General features: G+C 66.8%; 14 protein-coding genes. 2 read left to right on the plus strand and 12 right to left on the minus strand.

Annotated elements, in window-relative coordinates:
• Positions 1-157 precede the first annotated feature (157 nt).
• From AC07PT_RS22990 to AC07PT_RS23035, 10 genes are all read right to left on the minus strand, one after another.
• A complete protein-coding gene (locus AC07PT_RS22990; RefSeq protein ID WP_492348999.1) occupies positions 158-925 on the minus strand; it encodes an enoyl-CoA hydratase in 768 nt (255 codons plus the stop codon).
• Positions 926-985: 60 nt separating this feature from the next.
• Positions 986-1,843 (minus strand): acyl-CoA thioesterase, encoded by an 858-nt coding sequence (locus AC07PT_RS22995; protein ID WP_492348998.1) that lies wholly within the window; start codon positions 1,841-1,843, stop codon positions 986-988.
• Positions 1,844-1,863: 20 nt separating this feature from the next.
• Positions 1,864-2,772, minus strand: a complete 909-nt coding sequence (locus AC07PT_RS23000) for an alpha/beta hydrolase family protein (protein ID WP_494658244.1) — start codon at positions 2,770-2,772, stop codon at positions 1,864-1,866.
• Between the two features lie 100 nt (positions 2,773-2,872).
• Positions 2,873-4,072, minus strand: coding sequence for an acetyl-CoA C-acyltransferase (locus AC07PT_RS23005; protein WP_492348996.1), 1,200 nt, complete (start codon positions 4,070-4,072; stop codon positions 2,873-2,875).
• Positions 4,073-4,084: 12 nt separating this feature from the next.
• On the minus strand, positions 4,085-4,591 hold the full coding sequence (locus AC07PT_RS23010; RefSeq protein WP_492349009.1) for a DUF4442 domain-containing protein: 507 nt from the start codon (positions 4,589-4,591) through the stop codon (positions 4,085-4,087).
• 44 nt (positions 4,592-4,635) lie between these two features.
• Positions 4,636-7,035: a 3-hydroxyacyl-CoA dehydrogenase/enoyl-CoA hydratase family protein gene (locus AC07PT_RS23015; RefSeq protein ID WP_492348995.1), complete on the minus strand. Its 2,400-nt coding sequence runs from the start codon at positions 7,033-7,035 to the stop codon at positions 4,636-4,638.
• A gap of 45 nt (positions 7,036-7,080) precedes the next feature.
• Positions 7,081-7,515 carry a DUF2147 domain-containing protein gene (locus tag AC07PT_RS23020; RefSeq protein WP_492348994.1) on the minus strand — a complete coding sequence of 145 codons (435 nt, stop codon included), beginning with the start codon at positions 7,513-7,515 and terminating at the stop codon, positions 7,081-7,083.
• Positions 7,516-7,546: 31 nt separating this feature from the next.
• Complete coding sequence (locus AC07PT_RS23025) at positions 7,547-9,343, minus strand: acyl-CoA dehydrogenase C-terminal domain-containing protein (RefSeq protein WP_492348993.1); 1,797 nt, start codon at positions 9,341-9,343, stop codon at positions 7,547-7,549.
• A gap of 4 nt (positions 9,344-9,347) precedes the next feature.
• Entirely contained in the window at positions 9,348-10,073 is a 726-nt protein-coding gene (locus tag AC07PT_RS23030; RefSeq protein ID WP_492348992.1) for a TetR/AcrR family transcriptional regulator, read from the minus strand.
• Positions 10,074-10,273: 200 nt separating this feature from the next.
• A complete protein-coding gene (locus AC07PT_RS23035; RefSeq protein ID WP_494658245.1) occupies positions 10,274-11,125 on the minus strand; it encodes a siderophore-interacting protein in 852 nt (283 codons plus the stop codon).
• Positions 11,126-11,186: 61 nt separating this feature from the next.
• Here AC07PT_RS23035 and AC07PT_RS23040 point away from each other — a divergent pair, with 61 nt between their 5' ends.
• The gene (locus AC07PT_RS23040) at positions 11,187-11,666 is read left to right on the plus strand and encodes a MarR family winged helix-turn-helix transcriptional regulator (RefSeq protein ID WP_494658246.1); all 480 of its coding nucleotides are present in this window, start codon (positions 11,187-11,189) and stop codon (positions 11,664-11,666) included.
• A 44-nt stretch (positions 11,667-11,710) separates the two neighbouring features.
• On the opposite strand, the gene AC07PT_RS23045 is transcribed toward AC07PT_RS23040, so the two are convergent.
• The gene (locus AC07PT_RS23045) at positions 11,711-12,529 is read right to left on the minus strand and encodes an SDR family NAD(P)-dependent oxidoreductase (protein ID WP_494658285.1); all 819 of its coding nucleotides are present in this window, start codon (positions 12,527-12,529) and stop codon (positions 11,711-11,713) included.
• Between the two features lie 135 nt (positions 12,530-12,664).
• On the opposite strand from AC07PT_RS23045, the gene AC07PT_RS23050 reads away from it, so the two are divergent.
• The gene (locus AC07PT_RS23050; RefSeq protein ID WP_494658247.1) at positions 12,665-13,657 is read left to right on the plus strand and encodes a LysR family transcriptional regulator; all 993 of its coding nucleotides are present in this window, start codon (positions 12,665-12,667) and stop codon (positions 13,655-13,657) included.
• Here AC07PT_RS23050 and AC07PT_RS23055 read toward each other — a convergent pair.
• Entirely contained in the window at positions 13,555-14,304 is a 750-nt protein-coding gene (locus AC07PT_RS23055; RefSeq protein ID WP_494658248.1) for a Crp/Fnr family transcriptional regulator, read from the minus strand. The genes AC07PT_RS23050 and AC07PT_RS23055 overlap by 103 nt on opposite strands.
• Between the last annotated feature and the right edge of the window lie 13 nt (positions 14,305-14,317).

Below are 14,317 nucleotides of genomic sequence, written 5' to 3' on the forward strand. Positions count from 1 at the left end.
TTGCTTACTTTCTTTGGCGAAGCAAAGAAAGTGAGGCGGCCGCCGGGCCGCAACCCCGGCCTCCGACCTGAAACAAATGACAGAAGGAACAGAGCGCAGCGGCAACAAAGAGCCCACAACAAATGGACAAGGCACGCCCCCTTCAGGGCCCCTCCCCTCAAACTTGGCTGAAATCCGGCCGCCGTTTCTCCAGAAACGCCGTGAACGCCTCCTTGGCCGCCGGCTCACCGAGCATGCGCCCAAAGCTGGCGCCCTCTTCAGCCATGCGCTGGGCCACCAGGGCCGACTGCCCGCCCTTCATGAGGCGCTTGGTCTCGACCAGCGAGCTCAGGGGCTTGGCGGCCAGCTTGCGGGCCACGGTCTGGGCCACGCCATTGCATTCGGTGGGGGGCACCACGCGGTTCACCAGGCCCACCTCGAGGGCCGCTTCGGCCATGAAAGGCTCGCCCAGCAACAGGGCCTCGGCAGCGCGGTGGTAGCCCAGCATCTGCGGCACCAGCAGGCTTGATGCGGCCTCGGGGCACAGGCCCAGGTTCACGAAAGGCATCGAGAAGGCGGCGTTGTCGCCGGCATAGACCAGATCGCAATGGAACAGCATCGTGGTGCCGATGCCCACGGCCGGGCCGCAGACCGCGGCCACCAAGGGCTTGGGAAAGGCGGCCAGGTTGTGCAGAAAGCGGAACACCGGCGAGTTCATGCCGGCTGGCGGCTTGTTCAGGAAATCGCCGATGTCATTGCCGGCGCTGAAGATCGCGATATCGCCCTGGAACACCACCACGCGCACGGCGCTGTCGGCCTCGGCCGCCGCCAGGGCGTCGGCCATGGCGGCGTACATGTCGGCGGTGATCGAGTTCTTCTTGTCGACGCGGTTCAGGGTGATGGTGCACACACCGGCTTCGGTGTGGATCAGGATGTCTTGGCTCATGAGAATGGGCTCCTTGGGGGTGGGCGGAAAGGCAGGCGAAAGCGGGGCTTGTGGCTCCGCCTATTCCTTGAAATAGACGATCTGGTGGGTGCTGACCAGCAGGCGGCCGGCCTGGTTCCATAGCTGGGCGGTCTGGTCGAAGAAGCCGTTGCGGAACTCCTGGGCCCGGGCCTGGCCCAGCACGTGGCCGCTGCCGGTGGCGGCCAGTTCGGCCTGGCCTACATGGAAATACGTGGTGATGGAGACCGTGCCGGCCGGCACGCGCGAGGCGCGGCGCAACCAGACCCGCGGGAAGAAGATGTCGGACAGGGCAGCCAGGGCCGGGAAGTCAAGCGGCCGCGGCGGGTCATCGCGCATCCACAGCTGCGACAGGCTGTTGTCGCCACGCCCGTCCCAGGTGTGCGGGATCACGCCCACCACGGGGCGCATCTCGTAGCGTTCGATCCAGGCCACACCCTTGGGCGGGTGCATGCGCTGCAGCGATTCAGGGGCAGGCACCTCGGGCATGGGCGTGTCGGACACGCTCCAGGTTTCGCGCCGTGCTGCGGTCACCGCGGTGGCCGTGGTGGTCACCACTGGCTGGCCCTCGGCATCGCGCTGCACGATGGAGATCGTCCAGTGCTGGGTGGACCGGTTGGTGCGCACTGGCTGGGCCTGCACCTCGAACTCGCCCTCCGTCAGGGCGCCGGCGTAGTTCACGGTGAGCGACAACGGCTCGCCCAGCAAGGCCGGGTGCTGCAACACGGCCTGCAGGCAGGTGGCGGCGGTGGTGCCACCAAACGGCCCCACCATGTTCCAGTAGGCCGGGCTGGTGTGGCCCTGGCTGCGCTGCAGCGGGCTGGTGGCGCCGGGTTCGGTCGGGGACTGCGACTGAAGATCCAGTTGCAGCGCGGCATCAAGCGGGTGAAGGGTGCTCATGGGGCAGAAGTGTGCGGCAATCAGAAGGTTCCGACAGTCGAATGCGTGACGGGGGGCTGGCCCTGGCGCAGCAGGGCCAGCGCGTTCAGGCTGGCAATGGTACGCGGCCACAACGTGGCCCGGAACGACTCGCGGAACCAGCCGAAATGCCCGATGCGGCGCGCCAGGGCATCGACCGGGCGCACCACCTCGATGCGCCGGGGCGCATTGGCATAGAAGTCGATCAGGCTTTGCGTGCCGCGCAGGGTCATCATCTCGTCGTCCTGCACCGACAGGGCCAGCACCGGGTAGCGCACCCGGGCGTAGCTCTGCTCGGCCGTCGGGCCCTCGGCTCCCAGGCTGTAGCGCGGGTTCAGGCACCAGCGCCGCCACTGCAGGATCACGCCCGCCGGCAGGTCGCCCACCTTGCCCAGGCGGCGGCCCGGAAAGTAGCCGAACAGGCGCGTGGCCAAGGGCACCAGCACCCACCAGAAATACGGCACGCTGCGCCGCAACTTGGGCGCGTTGTCGCGCCAGTAGCCACTGCCCGAGGCCAGGCTCAACAAGCCATCCACCTGCTCGGGGTGCTGGAACAGACCGGGCAGCTGGGCACCCAGGCTGTGGCCCACCAGGATCAAGGGGGTGCCCGGGCAGGCGGCGCGGGCCTGGGCCACCACAGCCTCGTAGTCGCGCACCCAGTCACGCAGGTCGGCCTGAAAGCCGCGCAGCGAACCGCGCCAGGCTGGCCCCCGCGAATCACCCACGCCGCGGTAGTCGAAGGTGGTGACGCGGTAGCCCTGCTCGGCCAGCCAGCGCGCAAAAGGCTCGTAGTAAGCCTGGCGCACGCCCATGGCGGCCCCCAGGACCAGGTTGGCCAAAGGGGGGGTGGCGGGCGCATAGGTGCGAATGGCCAGCGAGGCCGAATCGACGGCCAGAACCGAGGTCTGCATCACAGCATGTCTCCTGTTGAAAGCAGGCCAGTCTGCGCTGGCTCAGCTCCTTTCGGCGGGCAGCCCGTACGGTGGCGGCCACACCGGGGTGAACGAACGCTCAGCAGCGTTCGAAAATACCGGCCGCGCCCTGCCCCATGCCCACGCACATGGTGACCATGCCGTACTTGAGCTGGTGGCGTTGCAGCGCGTGCACCACGGTGGCCGAGCGGATGGCGCCCGTGGCCCCCAACGGGTGGCCCAACGCGATCGCGCCGCCCATGCGGTTGACCTTGGCCGGGTCCAGGCCCAGGGTGTTCATCACTGCCAGCGACTGGGCCGCAAAGGCTTCGTTGAGCTCGAACCAGTCGATGTCGTCCTGCTTCAGGCCGGCGTAGCGCAGGGCCGCTGGGATCGCCTCGATCGGGCCGATGCCCATGATGTGGGGCGGCACGCCCTTGCTGGCAAAGCTCACGAAGCGCGCCAGCGGCTTGAGGCCGAAGCGTTTGACGGCCGATTCGCTGGCCAGGATCAGCGCACCGGCACCGTCCGAGGTCTGCGAGCTGTTGCCGGCAGTGACCGAGCCGCGGGCTGCGAACACGGTCTTGAGCTTGCCCAGGCCTTCCAGGGTGGTGTCCGGGCGGGCGCCCTCGTCAAGGCTGACGATGCGGGTCTTCTGGCTGACCTCGCCGGTGGCCAGGTCGGGGCGGCGCTCGGTCACCTCGATGGGCGTGATCTCGGCCGTGAACTCACCGGCCTGCTGCGCCTTGAGGGCCTTCAGGTGCGACTGCAGGGCGAATTCGTCCTGCGCCTCACGGCTGACCTTCCATTGCTGGGCCACTTTCTCGGCGGTCAGGCCCATGCCGTAGGCAATGCCCACGTCGCCGTCGCGCTCGAAAATGCTGGGCGACAGCGATGGCGAGTTGCCCATCATGGGCACCATGCTCATGCTTTCGACGCCGGCCGCGATCATCACCTCGGCCTCACCCACGCGGATGCGGTCGGCCGCCATCTGCACCGCCGACAGGCCGGAGGCACAGAAGCGGTTCACGGTGATGCCGCCCACGCTGGTGGGCAGGCCCGCCAGCACGGCTGCGACGCGGGCCACGTTCAGGCCCTGCTGGGCCTCGGGGATGGCGCAGCCGCAGATGATGTCTTCGATGCTGGCCGGGTCCAGATCAGGCACCTGGGCCAGAGCAGCCTTCAAGGTGGTGGCCAGCAGGTCATCGGGCCGGGTGTTGCGGAAGAAGCCGCGGTGCGAACGCCCGATGGGGGTGCGCGTGGCAGCAACGATGTAGGCGTCCTGGATGGGGTGGGCCATGGTGAAACTCCTTCAGTTCTTTTTCGGGCGGCTGGCGGGAACCCAGGCCCAGACAAATTCGCATTGCACCGGCGCAGCGCCGGTGTCGTCGGTGACCGTGACGGACACGCTCAGCTCGCCCTGCTCGTTGGCCTGCATATAGGCCGCCTGCTCGGGGGTCAGAACGGCCACAGCCTTGAGTCCGCCCTTGGCCCGCTGCACCACGTGCATGGCGGCACGCTGCAACACCGGGGTGCAGTCATCGCGCACGTTCATGCCAATGACCAGGCCGGTCGCGCTTTCCGCCAGCAGGTGGATGGCCGAGGTGTGCACGTCACCGCTCTGGTTGTGCAGGCGTGGGGCCGTGGCCAGGCGCACCTCGGCACGCTCGGTGCTGAGGCCCGCAAAGCGCACACCGACCGTGCCGGTGAAGGGCACGGCGCGGCGCAGGATGATGCTCTGCACCCAGCCCCGCATGAAGCCGGGGGCCTCGTCCAGGCGCATCAGCGAGCGCTGCAGCTTGTTGGGGGGGCGGTCCATGGCGGTCAAGGCTTGGGGGCTCAAAGGCACGCTCGTCGGGCCGCTCAATTGCGCACCGGCTTGCCGGTGGACAACATGCCCATGATGCGTTCCTGCGTCTTGGGATGCACGATCAGCGAGCAGAAAGCCTTGCGCTCCAGCGCCATCAGGTAGTCCTCGCTGACCAGCGTGCCCGCATCCACATCACCGCCGCAGACCACGTTGGCGATCAGGCTGCCGATGTGAAAGTCGTGCTGGCTGATGAAGCCACCGTCGCGCATGTTGACCAGCTGTCCCTTGATGGTGGCCAGCCCGCTGCGCCCGGCCACCGGGAACAGGCGCTTGATCGGGGCGCGCCAGCCGCCATTGAACAGGGCCTTGGCCTCATTCAGGGCCACGAACAGCAGCTCATCCTTGTTGGGCACGATGAGGTCGCTGTCCAGCAGGTAGCCCAGCTTGCGCGATTCGAGCGCACTGGTGCCCACCTTGGCCATGGCGGCGGCGGTGAAGCCTTCGGTCAGGAAGGGCAGCAGATCCTTGCCGGTGGAGGCCGCCGCGTTCTCGGCGGCGCGGCGCGCGATGTAGGTCAGGCCGCCGGCGCCCGGCACCAGACCCACGCCCACTTCGACCAGGCCGATGTAGCTTTCCATGGCCACCACGCGGCGAGCCGAGTGCACGGCCAGCTCGCAGCCACCGCCCAGGGCCAGACCGCGCACGGCCGACACCACCGGCACGCCGGCATAGCGCAGGCGCAGCATCAGTTGCTGCAGCTCGTGCTCGGCGCCTTCGATGGCATCCACCCCGGCAATCATGAAGGCCGGCAGCATGGACTGCAGGTCGGCACCGGCGCTGAAAGGCTCGTCGCCCGACCAGATCACCAGGCCCTTGTACTGCTGCTCGGCCAGCTCGATGCCTTGTTGCAGGCCTTCGACCACGCCCGGGCCGATCGCGTGCATCTTGCTCTTGATGCTGGCGATCAGCACCTCGTCATCCAGCGTCCACAGGCGGATGGCTTCGTCTTCATGCAGGGTCTTGCCTGCGGTCTCGAATCGGACCGAGCCGTCGCCCAGCAGCGCCTCAGGGAAATGCTGACGCTGGTACACCGGCAACTGGCGGCGCGGCTCGAAGGCATGGGTGCTCGGGTTGTACGATCCCTGGGGCGTGTGAACGCCGCCGGCCTCGGCCACCGGGCCCTTGAACACCCACTCGGGCAGCGGCGCATTGCACAGCGTCTTGCCAGCGGCGATGTCTTCATTGATCCACTGCGCCACCTGCAGCCAACCGGCCTCTTGCCACAGCTCAAAGGGGCCCTGCTTCATGCCGAAGCCCCAGCGCATGGCCTGGTCCACGTCGCGGGCGTTGTCGGCGATGCTGGCCAGGTGCACGGCGGCGTAATGGAAGCTGTTGCGCAGGATGGCCCACAGGAACTGACCTTGCGGGCCTTCGGCGTTGCGCAGCAACGCCAGTCGCTGGGCCGCGGGCTTCTTGAGCATGCGGCCGTACACCTCGTCGGCCTTCTGGCCACCGGGCACATAGTCTTCACTTTCCAGCTCGAAGCGCAGCACCTCGCGGCCCACCTTCTTGTAGAAGCCCGCCTTGGTCTTCTGGCCCAGGTGGCCGAGCTCAAGCAGCTTCTTGAGCACCGCCGGGGTGCCAAAGCTGCCGTAGAAGGGGTCGGTCTCGAGGGTGAGGTTGTCCTGCAGCGTCTTGATGACGTGGGCCATGGTGTCCAGGCCCACCACGTCGGCGGTGCGGAAGGTGCCTGAACTGGCCCGGCCCAGCTTCTTGCCGGTCAGGTCATCGACCACGTCGTAGCTCAGGCCAAAGTTCTCGACTTCCTTCATGGTGGCCAGCATGCCGGCGATGCCGACGCGGTTGGCGATGAAGTTGGGGGTGTCCTTGGCACGTACCACGCCCTTGCCCAGGCCGCTGGTGACGAAGCTCTCGAGCTGGTCGAGGATCACCGGCTGAGTGGTGGGGGTGGCGATCAGCTCCACCAGGTACATGTAACGCGGCGGGTTGAAGAAGTGGATGCCGCAAAAGCGCGGCTTGATGGCTTCGGGCAAGGCCTCGCTGAGCTGGGTGATCGACAGTCCCGAGGTGTTGGACGCCACGATGGCGTGCGGGGCCACGAAGGGCGCGATCTTCTTGTAGAGGTCAAGCTTCCAGTCCATGCGCTCGGCGATGGCCTCGATGATGAGGTCGCAGTCGCGCAGCTGTTCCAGATGCTCTTCGTAGTTGGCCTGGCCGATCAGGGCCGCGTCGTCGGCCACGCCCAGGGGCGCGGGCTTGAGCTTTTTCAGGCCATCGATGGCGCGCGTGACGATGCCGTTCTTGGGGCCTTCCTTGGCCGGCAGATCGAACAGCACCACGGGCACCTTGACGTTGACGAGGTGGGCGGCAATCTGCGCGCCCATCACGCCTGCGCCGAGCACGGCGACTTTTTTCACTTGGAATCGGTTCATTTGATTTCCTGTTCGCACGGGGCACCTGAAGGGGCGCCCCGGACCTTATTCAATGCGTTGCCAGACCTGGGTGCGGTAGAAGGGGCCGATGTAGCCCCGCACCTGCAACTGCTTGCCGCCCTCCAGCGGCACCAGGCGCACGGTGTATTCCTTGCCGTTTTCGGGGTCGAGGATCTTGCCGCCTTCCCACTCGGGCTTGCCCTCGGCCTGGCGCACCCCGCGGATGATCTCCATGCCGAGCTTGGGCTTGCCCTTGCGATCGTCGCTGCACTGGGTGCACAGCGGCTCGGCCGAGCGGGTGATGGCCTTCTCGATGCGGCCACTGAGCACACCCGCGGCATCGGCCGCGATGCGGATCTCGGCCTTGGCCTCGCCCGAGGCATCATCCACGCTGCGCCACAGGCCCACCGGGGTGGTCTGCGCCAGCACGGGCCAGGCCAGCGCCATCAGCGCCGTGGCCAGAACGTTCTTGATCTTCATCGCGGTCTCCTGCTGGGGCGGCGGTTCAGGCTCAGGCGAACACGGCCTCGGTGTCCATCAACACCTTGGAGCCGGCACGGGCGGTGCGCATCAGCGAAGCGGTTTCAGGGAACAGCTTGGCAAAGTAGAAGCGCGCGGTCTGCAGCTTGGCCTGGTAGAACGGGTCGGTGTTGCCGGCCGCGATCTCCTTGAGTGCCACGGAGGCCATGCGGGCAAAGAAGTAGGCAAACACCAGGTGGCCGGCCACGCGCAGGTAGTCGACCGCGGCGGCGCCCACTTCGTCGGGGTTCTGGAAGCCCTTGAAGCCGATCTCGGTGGTGAACTTGGTCATCTGGTCGCCCAGGTAGGCCAGCGGGTTGATGAACTCGGCCATCTTCTCGTTGACGCCTTCGGCCTCGACCAGTTGGGCCACCAGCTTGCCGAACTTCTTCAGCGAGGCCCCGTTGTTGCCCAGGATCTTGCGGCCCAGCAGGTCCAGCGACTGGATGGTGTTGGTGCCTTCATAGATCATGTTGATGCGGGCATCGCGCACGTACTGCTCCATGCCCCATTCCTTGATGTAGCCGTGGCCGCCAAACACCTGCTGGCAGGCGGTGGTGGAGGTCCAGGCGTTGTCGGTGATGAAGGCCTTGACGATGGGGGTCAGCAGCGCAACCAGCTCGGCCGAATCCTTGCGCACCTTTTCATCGGGGTGGTTCAGTTCCTTGTCGAGCAGCACGGCACAGAAGCAGGCCATGGCGCGGCCACCTTCGGCATAGGCACGGGCCGTCAGCAGCATCTTGCGCACATCGGGGTGCACGATGATCGGATCGGCTGGCTTGTCCTTGGCCTTGGTGCCGGTCAGCGAGCGCATCTGGATGCGGTCCTTGGCGTAGGCCAGGGCATTCTGGTAGGCCACTTCGGTCAGGCCCAGCGACTGGTTGCCCACGCCCAGGCGGGCGGCGTTCATCATCACGAACATGGCGGCCAGGCCCTTGTTGGGCTGGCCCACCATCGTGCCCACCGCACCATCGATGACGATCTGTGCCGTGGCATTGCCATGGATGCCCATCTTGTGTTCCAGGCCACCGCAGTAGATCGGGTTGCGCTCGCCCACGCTGCCATCGGCATTCACCTTGAACTTGGGCACCACGAACAGGCTGATGCCCTTGCTGCCCTGCGGCGCATCCGGCAGGCGGGCCAGCACCAGGTGCACGATGTTGGAGGTCATGTCGTGCTCACCGGCGCTGATGAAGATCTTGTTGCCGGTGATCTTGTAGGTGCCGTCGGCCTGGGGTTCGGCCTTGGTGCGCAGCAGGCCCAGGTCGGTGCCGCAATGCGGCTCGGTCAGGCACATGGTGCCGGTCCACTCACCGCTGGTGAGCTTGGGCAGGTACAGGCGCTTCTGTTCGTCGGTGCCGTGGGCATGCAGGGCCTCGTAGGCGCCGTGGCTCAGGCCCGGGTACATGGTCCAGGCCTGGTTGGCCGAGTTCATCATCTCGTAGAAGCACTGGTTGACCACGAAGGGCAGGCCCTGGCCGCCGTAGTCGGGGTCGCACGACAGTGCGGCCCAGCCGCCTTCGACGAACTTTTCGTAGGCCGCCTTGAAGCCGGTGGGGGTCTTGACTTCATGGGTGCTCTTGTCCAGCACGCAACCCTCGGTGTCGCCGCTGATGTTCAGCGGGAAGGTGACCTCGGCCGCGAACTTGCCGCCTTCTTCGAGCACGGCGTTGATGGTGTCGGCATCGATGTCGGCGTGCTTGGGCAGGGCCTTGAATTCATCGCTGACCTTGAGCACTTCATGCAACACGAATTGCATGTCACGCAGAGGGGGGGTGTAAGCAGGCATGGGATCACTCCTTGGTGCGGATCGGGGTTTTGGAAGAAAGGGTTTTGGCCGGTGCGAGGTCGGTGGCGCCGCACCGGGCCAGGATGTTGTCGAAGCCCTGGGTGGCCTTCTGGATCGAGCCCGGGTGCTTCAGAAAGCGGGCCTCGTAGTGCAGTGCGAGGATCAGTCCGTGGATCTCGAACAGCATCTGGTCCTCGTCCACATCGGGGCCGAGCTGGCCGTCGTGCTTGGCGAGGGTGATGGCACGCTTCATCGCGGCGTGCCAGGTCATGACGGAGCTGGCCAGCGCATCGCGCACCGGGCCAGGGCGGTCGTCAAACTCGACGGCGCCGCTGATGTACAGGCAGCCCGAGTCGATTTCGACCGAGGTGCGCTTCATCCAGTTGGCAAACATGGCGCGCAGGCGAGGCAGGCCGCGCGGTGCCGACAGCGCAGGGAAGAACACCTCTTCCTCGAAACGCACGTGGTATTCGCGGATGACGGAAATCTGCAGCTCTTCGCGCGAGCCGAAGTGGGCAAACACGCCCGACTTGCTCATCTGGGTGACCTCAGCCAGGGCACCGATCGACAGGCCTTCCAGGCCGATCTGGGTGGCCAGGCCCAGGGCCGCCTCGACGATGACAGCCTTGGTCTGCAGCCCCTTTTGCAGCGCGCGGCCACGGCGGGCAGGCGCTGCCGCCGCCGGGCGTGCAGTGCCTGGCGAGATGGCTGACGAACGAATGGTGGACATGGATGGGCGGCTCACAAAATAAAACGAACGGTCGTGCTATTTTGCAGTAATTTTTGTGACAGCCCTTTGAATACCCCAAAGAATTTGAAGGAAATTGCCGACCGATCACCAGGGTTTACCCTTGGTTTCGACTCGGTTCGGCTCAGAAACAGGGACCCGCGCTCGATCGCGGTCTTGGCGCAGGCCGGCCCCGCCCGGCGTCAACCCAGGTTTTCGTGGTGTCCAGGGCGGCCCTGGCGCCAATAAGCCGAGACACGCATCAGGGCAGCGGGCTGGCCCAGGCCCAGCCAGTGGGCGCGCAACTCGGCCATGGTCAGGGCCTCGCCAGCGGCCCAGGCAAAGACGGTGCCCTCGGGCCAAGCCATCTCCCGAACGGCCTGCAGCAGGCGCTGGCCTGGGGCAGCCGCTCCCCGCACCAGCCAGCGCAGATGGACCTGGGCCGCGCTGGCCAGCACCCGTTGCTCTTCGGCGGCAGCCACCTCGATCAGGACCGTGGCCCGGGCGCCGGCCGGCAGCTCGGCCAGTCGGCGCACGATGGCCGGCAGCGCACTTTCATCACCCGCCAGCACATAGGCATCGTGCCCGCCAGGCAACACCGTCGATCCCCGCGGGCCGCCCAGCCCCACTTCATCACCCGGCCGGGCCTGGGCGGCCCAGGTGGCGGCGGGGCCTTCACCATGCAGGGCAAATTCCAGGTCCAGCTCCAGGGCCTGGGCATCGAAGTGCAGCGGCGTGTAGTCACGCATGACGGGGCGATCGGCCTCGTTCAGGTCGGCTGGCCAGCTGACCCGCCCATCCTGCAGCGTGGGCAGCACCAGCGGCCGGCCCGGGGCGGGCGGCAACATCAGCTTGAGGTGGTCGTCGAAGCTGGCCGACACAAAGCCGCGCAGCGCCTCACCGCCGAGGGTCACGCTGACCACACCCGGGGTGGGTCGCCCGACACGCAGCACCTGCACGCGGCGCACCGGGTTGGCGTGGCGCACGCGCTGGGGCAGCAGATGGGCTGGCGCCTTGGTTGAGGAAGAGGAAAGGAGAGAAAGTTCAGAAGTCATGGCAGAGACAGCGGTTTATTTGGTTGATATGATCAACCAATAATCCAACATCAAGTTGATAATGTCAACCAAATCAGAAAAAACCACGACAACAGCAGGCGATCTGCACGACGAGGTGCTGGAAAGCCTTCAGGCGCTGGTGTTCAGCCTCAAGGGCCAGCTGCGTCACAGCCTGGGCGAGCAGCCCCTGGCGCTGGCGCCCATGGAGTTGCGGGCCTTGCAGTTCTTTGTGCGCCACCCGGAGGCCAGCCAGCGTGATCTGGTGCAGCACAGCGGGCGCGACAAGGCGCAGATCGCGCGGCTGATCAAGTCGCTGCTGGACAGCGGCCACCTGCAGGCCTGCCCCGACCCGGAGGATCGCCGCAGCCAACGCCTGAGCCCCACGCCCAGTGGCCTGGCATTGCACAAGCAATTGCACCAGGCCCGCCGCCAGGCCTTGGCCCGCAGCCTGACCGGGCTGGACGCGGGGGAGTTGGGCCAGTTGCTGGGCCTGCTCAAGCGCCTGCGCAGCAACCTGTCGGAACCCCATCCCCCCGCCTGAGCCGACCCACCGACGCCAGCGTCAGCAGCGACACTGGGACGGTCTCAGATGAACATGCCGCCCGAGGCCTCGATGCGCTGGGCGTTCACCCAAGCGCTGGCCGGCGACAGCAAGGCCGCCACGACCTGGCCAATGTCCTCAGGCAGGCCAACCCGGCCCAGGGCGGTCTGGCTGGCCACAAAGCGGTTCAGTTCGGGGTTGTCGCGCACGGCGCCGCCGCCAAAGTCCGTTTCGATCGCCCCGGGCGCCAGGGTGTTGACGGCGATCCCGCGGGGCCCAAGCTCCTTGGCGAGGTAGCGGGTGAGCACCTCGATGCCACCTTTCATGCTGGCGTAGGCCGCATAGCCGGGCAAGGCAAAACGGGTCAATCCACTGGACAGATTGAGAATCCGCCCGCCATCTCGCAGCAGCGGCAACAGCGCCTGGGTCAGGAAGAACACCCCCTTCAGGTGCAGGTTGAACAACAGGTCGAATTGCTCTTCGGTGGTGTCGGCCACGCTGGCGTGCACGCCCACCCCGGCGTTGTTCACCAGGGCGTCGATGCGGCTCACCTGCCAGCGCTCGGCCAGGGCCTCACGCACGGTGTCGGCGAAGACGGCGAAGCGGGCCGCCATGCCCTGCCCCTGGCCCAGTTCCAGCTCGATGGCCAGGGCACGCCGCCCCAGGGCCTCGATCTGCCGTACCACGCTCTGGGCCTCGGCCTGCTGGCTGCGGTAGGTGAAGACCACGTCCATGCCCTGAGCGGCGAGGGCCAGCGCCATGCTGCGGCCCAGCCCCCGGCTGCCGCCGGTGATCAAGACGACGGGGGCGGCGGAGCCCTCAGCGTTGCTGGGCGTGGGCTGGGGTGAATTGGTCAAGGTCATGGTCATGGTGGATCCTGGTAGGTGCGCCAGTGGCTGGCGCGGTGAGGGGATGCCCGCCAGTCTATTGATCTATATAAAACCAATAAATAACGATATTCATACTTCACTGTTCGATTTCAAATAACAATCAACACCATGAATCCGATCGATGCCCTGCACACCTTCGCCCGGGTGGCCGAATTGGCCAGCTTCACCCAAGCCGCGGCCCAGTTGGGCCTGCCCAAGGCCAGCGTGTCGCTGGCGGTGCAGCAGCTGGAAGCCCAACTGGGCACCCGGCTGTTGCTGCGCACCACCCGCCGCGTGCAACTGACCCCTGACGGGCAGGTCTTCTACGAACGTTGCAAGGACGTGCTGGCCGATCTGGACGAATTGCAGGGCCTGTTCCGGCAACACCCCACTCAACTGAGCGGTCGCCTGCGCGTGGACATGCCGGTGGGCACAGCACGCCAATTGGTCTTGCCCACGCTGCCCGACTTTTTGCGCGCCCACCCTGGCGTGCACCTGGAGCTGAGTTGCACCGACCGACGGGTGGACCTGGTGCGCGAGGGCTTCGACTGTGTGCTTCGGGTGGGTCCGCTGGACGACTCCGGCCTGATCGCGCGCCCGCTGGGCCTGCTGTCACAGAGCAACTGCGCCAGCCCGGGCTACCTGGCCGCAGCCGGCACACCGGGCGGCCTGGACGACCTGCGCCACCACCAGCTGGTGCATTACCAGCCGCAGTTGGGGGGGCGCCAGACCGGCTGGGAATGGGTGGACGAAAAAGGCCAGACCCGCACCCTGGCCATGCCCGGTTCGCTGAGCGTGAACAGCACCGAGGCCTACCAGGGCGCCTGCCTGGCAGGGCTGGGCCTGATCCAGGCCCCCACCGCCGGGTTGCGCAGCCTGCTGGAGCAAGGCTTGCTGGTCGAGGTGTTGCCGGCTTTCCGCGCCCCCCCGCTGCCGGTGTCGCTGCTGTACCCGCACCGGCGCCAATTGGCGCGCCGGGTGCAGGTGTTCATGGATTGGCTGGCCGAGGTGCTGAGGCCTTACCTGGACGATGCGTCAGGCGACGCGGATCCCACGGCGCCCTCGGATCCCTCGGAGATGGCACGCAAGGCCTCCAGGTCCAGCAGTTCGATCGTGCCGTAACGCAGGTGCAGCCAGCCGCGCTGCTCCAGGCCATGCAAGGCCTTGTTGATGGTCTGGCGGCTCACCCCCAGCATCAGGGCCAGTTGCTCCTGCGGCAGGCGGATCAGCCGGCGTGGTGCGCCGGTGCGCCCGCCATAGCCCTGGGCCACCAGCCACAGGCGTTTGGCCAGACGCAGGTCCAGCGGCAACTGGGCAATATCTTCCAGGGCCGAGAACATCAATCGCAGCTTGCTGCTGGCCAGCCGGGCCACACTGCGCCAGTGCTCGGGGTGCTGCGCCAGCCAGTCCAGCAGCTCATCACGGGGCACCAGCAGCACCGTGGTGTCGCCATCGGCCACCACATCGTGGCTGCGCGGCTGACCGTCGATCAGCGAGATCTCGCCCAGCCACTGGTAGGGCTCAATGAAGGCCAGCAGGGTTTCCTGCCCGCTGTCCTGCAGGCCACCCACGCGCAAAGCCCCTGCGGTGACACAGCACAGCGCCCCTTCCACGGCCCCGCGGTGGAACAGGCGCTCGCCATCGCTCAGCACCCAGAGCCGGCCCAGGGTCAGCAAAGCAGACTGGAACTCGGGCTCGCACTGGGCATACCAAAGCTCGCTGCACAAGGCGGCAGCCAGGGTCTGGGCAGAGGTGGTCGACGGTTTCATCGGAAAACTGGGC

It is taken from the genome of Curvibacter sp. GW821-FHT09D12 (assembly GCF_059416245.1).

Bases quoted from the DNA above. Each gene is read 5' to 3' on its own strand.
- AC07PT_RS23050 (WP_494658247.1), top strand. From the start codon at position 12,665: ATGAATCCGATCGATGCCCTGCACACCTTCGCCCGGGTGGCCGAATTG.
- AC07PT_RS23055 (WP_494658248.1), bottom strand. From the start codon at position 14,304: ATGAAACCGTCGACCACCTCTGCCCAGACCCTGGCTGCCGCCTTGTGC.
- AC07PT_RS23025 (WP_492348993.1), bottom strand. From the start codon at position 9,343: ATGCCTGCTTACACCCCCCCTCTGCGTGACATGCAATTCGTGTTGCAT.
- AC07PT_RS23030 (WP_492348992.1), bottom strand. From the start codon at position 10,073: ATGTCCACCATTCGTTCGTCAGCCATCTCGCCAGGCACTGCACGCCCG.
- AC07PT_RS23010 (WP_492349009.1), bottom strand. From the start codon at position 4,591: ATGGACCGCCCCCCCAACAAGCTGCAGCGCTCGCTGATGCGCCTGGAC.
- AC07PT_RS22995 (WP_492348998.1), bottom strand. From the start codon at position 1,843: ATGAGCACCCTTCACCCGCTTGATGCCGCGCTGCAACTGGATCTTCAG.
- AC07PT_RS23015 (WP_492348995.1), bottom strand. From the start codon at position 7,035: ATGAACCGATTCCAAGTGAAAAAAGTCGCCGTGCTCGGCGCAGGCGTG.
- AC07PT_RS23000 (WP_494658244.1), bottom strand. From the start codon at position 2,772: ATGCAGACCTCGGTTCTGGCCGTCGATTCGGCCTCGCTGGCCATTCGC.
- AC07PT_RS23005 (WP_492348996.1), bottom strand. From the start codon at position 4,072: ATGGCCCACCCCATCCAGGACGCCTACATCGTTGCTGCCACGCGCACC.
- AC07PT_RS23045 (WP_494658285.1), bottom strand. From the start codon at position 12,529: ATGACCTTGACCAATTCACCCCAGCCCACGCCCAGCAACGCTGAGGGC.
- AC07PT_RS23035 (WP_494658245.1), bottom strand. From the start codon at position 11,125: ATGACTTCTGAACTTTCTCTCCTTTCCTCTTCCTCAACCAAGGCGCCA.
- AC07PT_RS23020 (WP_492348994.1), bottom strand. From the start codon at position 7,515: ATGAAGATCAAGAACGTTCTGGCCACGGCGCTGATGGCGCTGGCCTGG.
- AC07PT_RS22990 (WP_492348999.1), bottom strand. From the start codon at position 925: ATGAGCCAAGACATCCTGATCCACACCGAAGCCGGTGTGTGCACCATC.
- AC07PT_RS23040 (WP_494658246.1), top strand. From the start codon at position 11,187: ATGTCAACCAAATCAGAAAAAACCACGACAACAGCAGGCGATCTGCAC.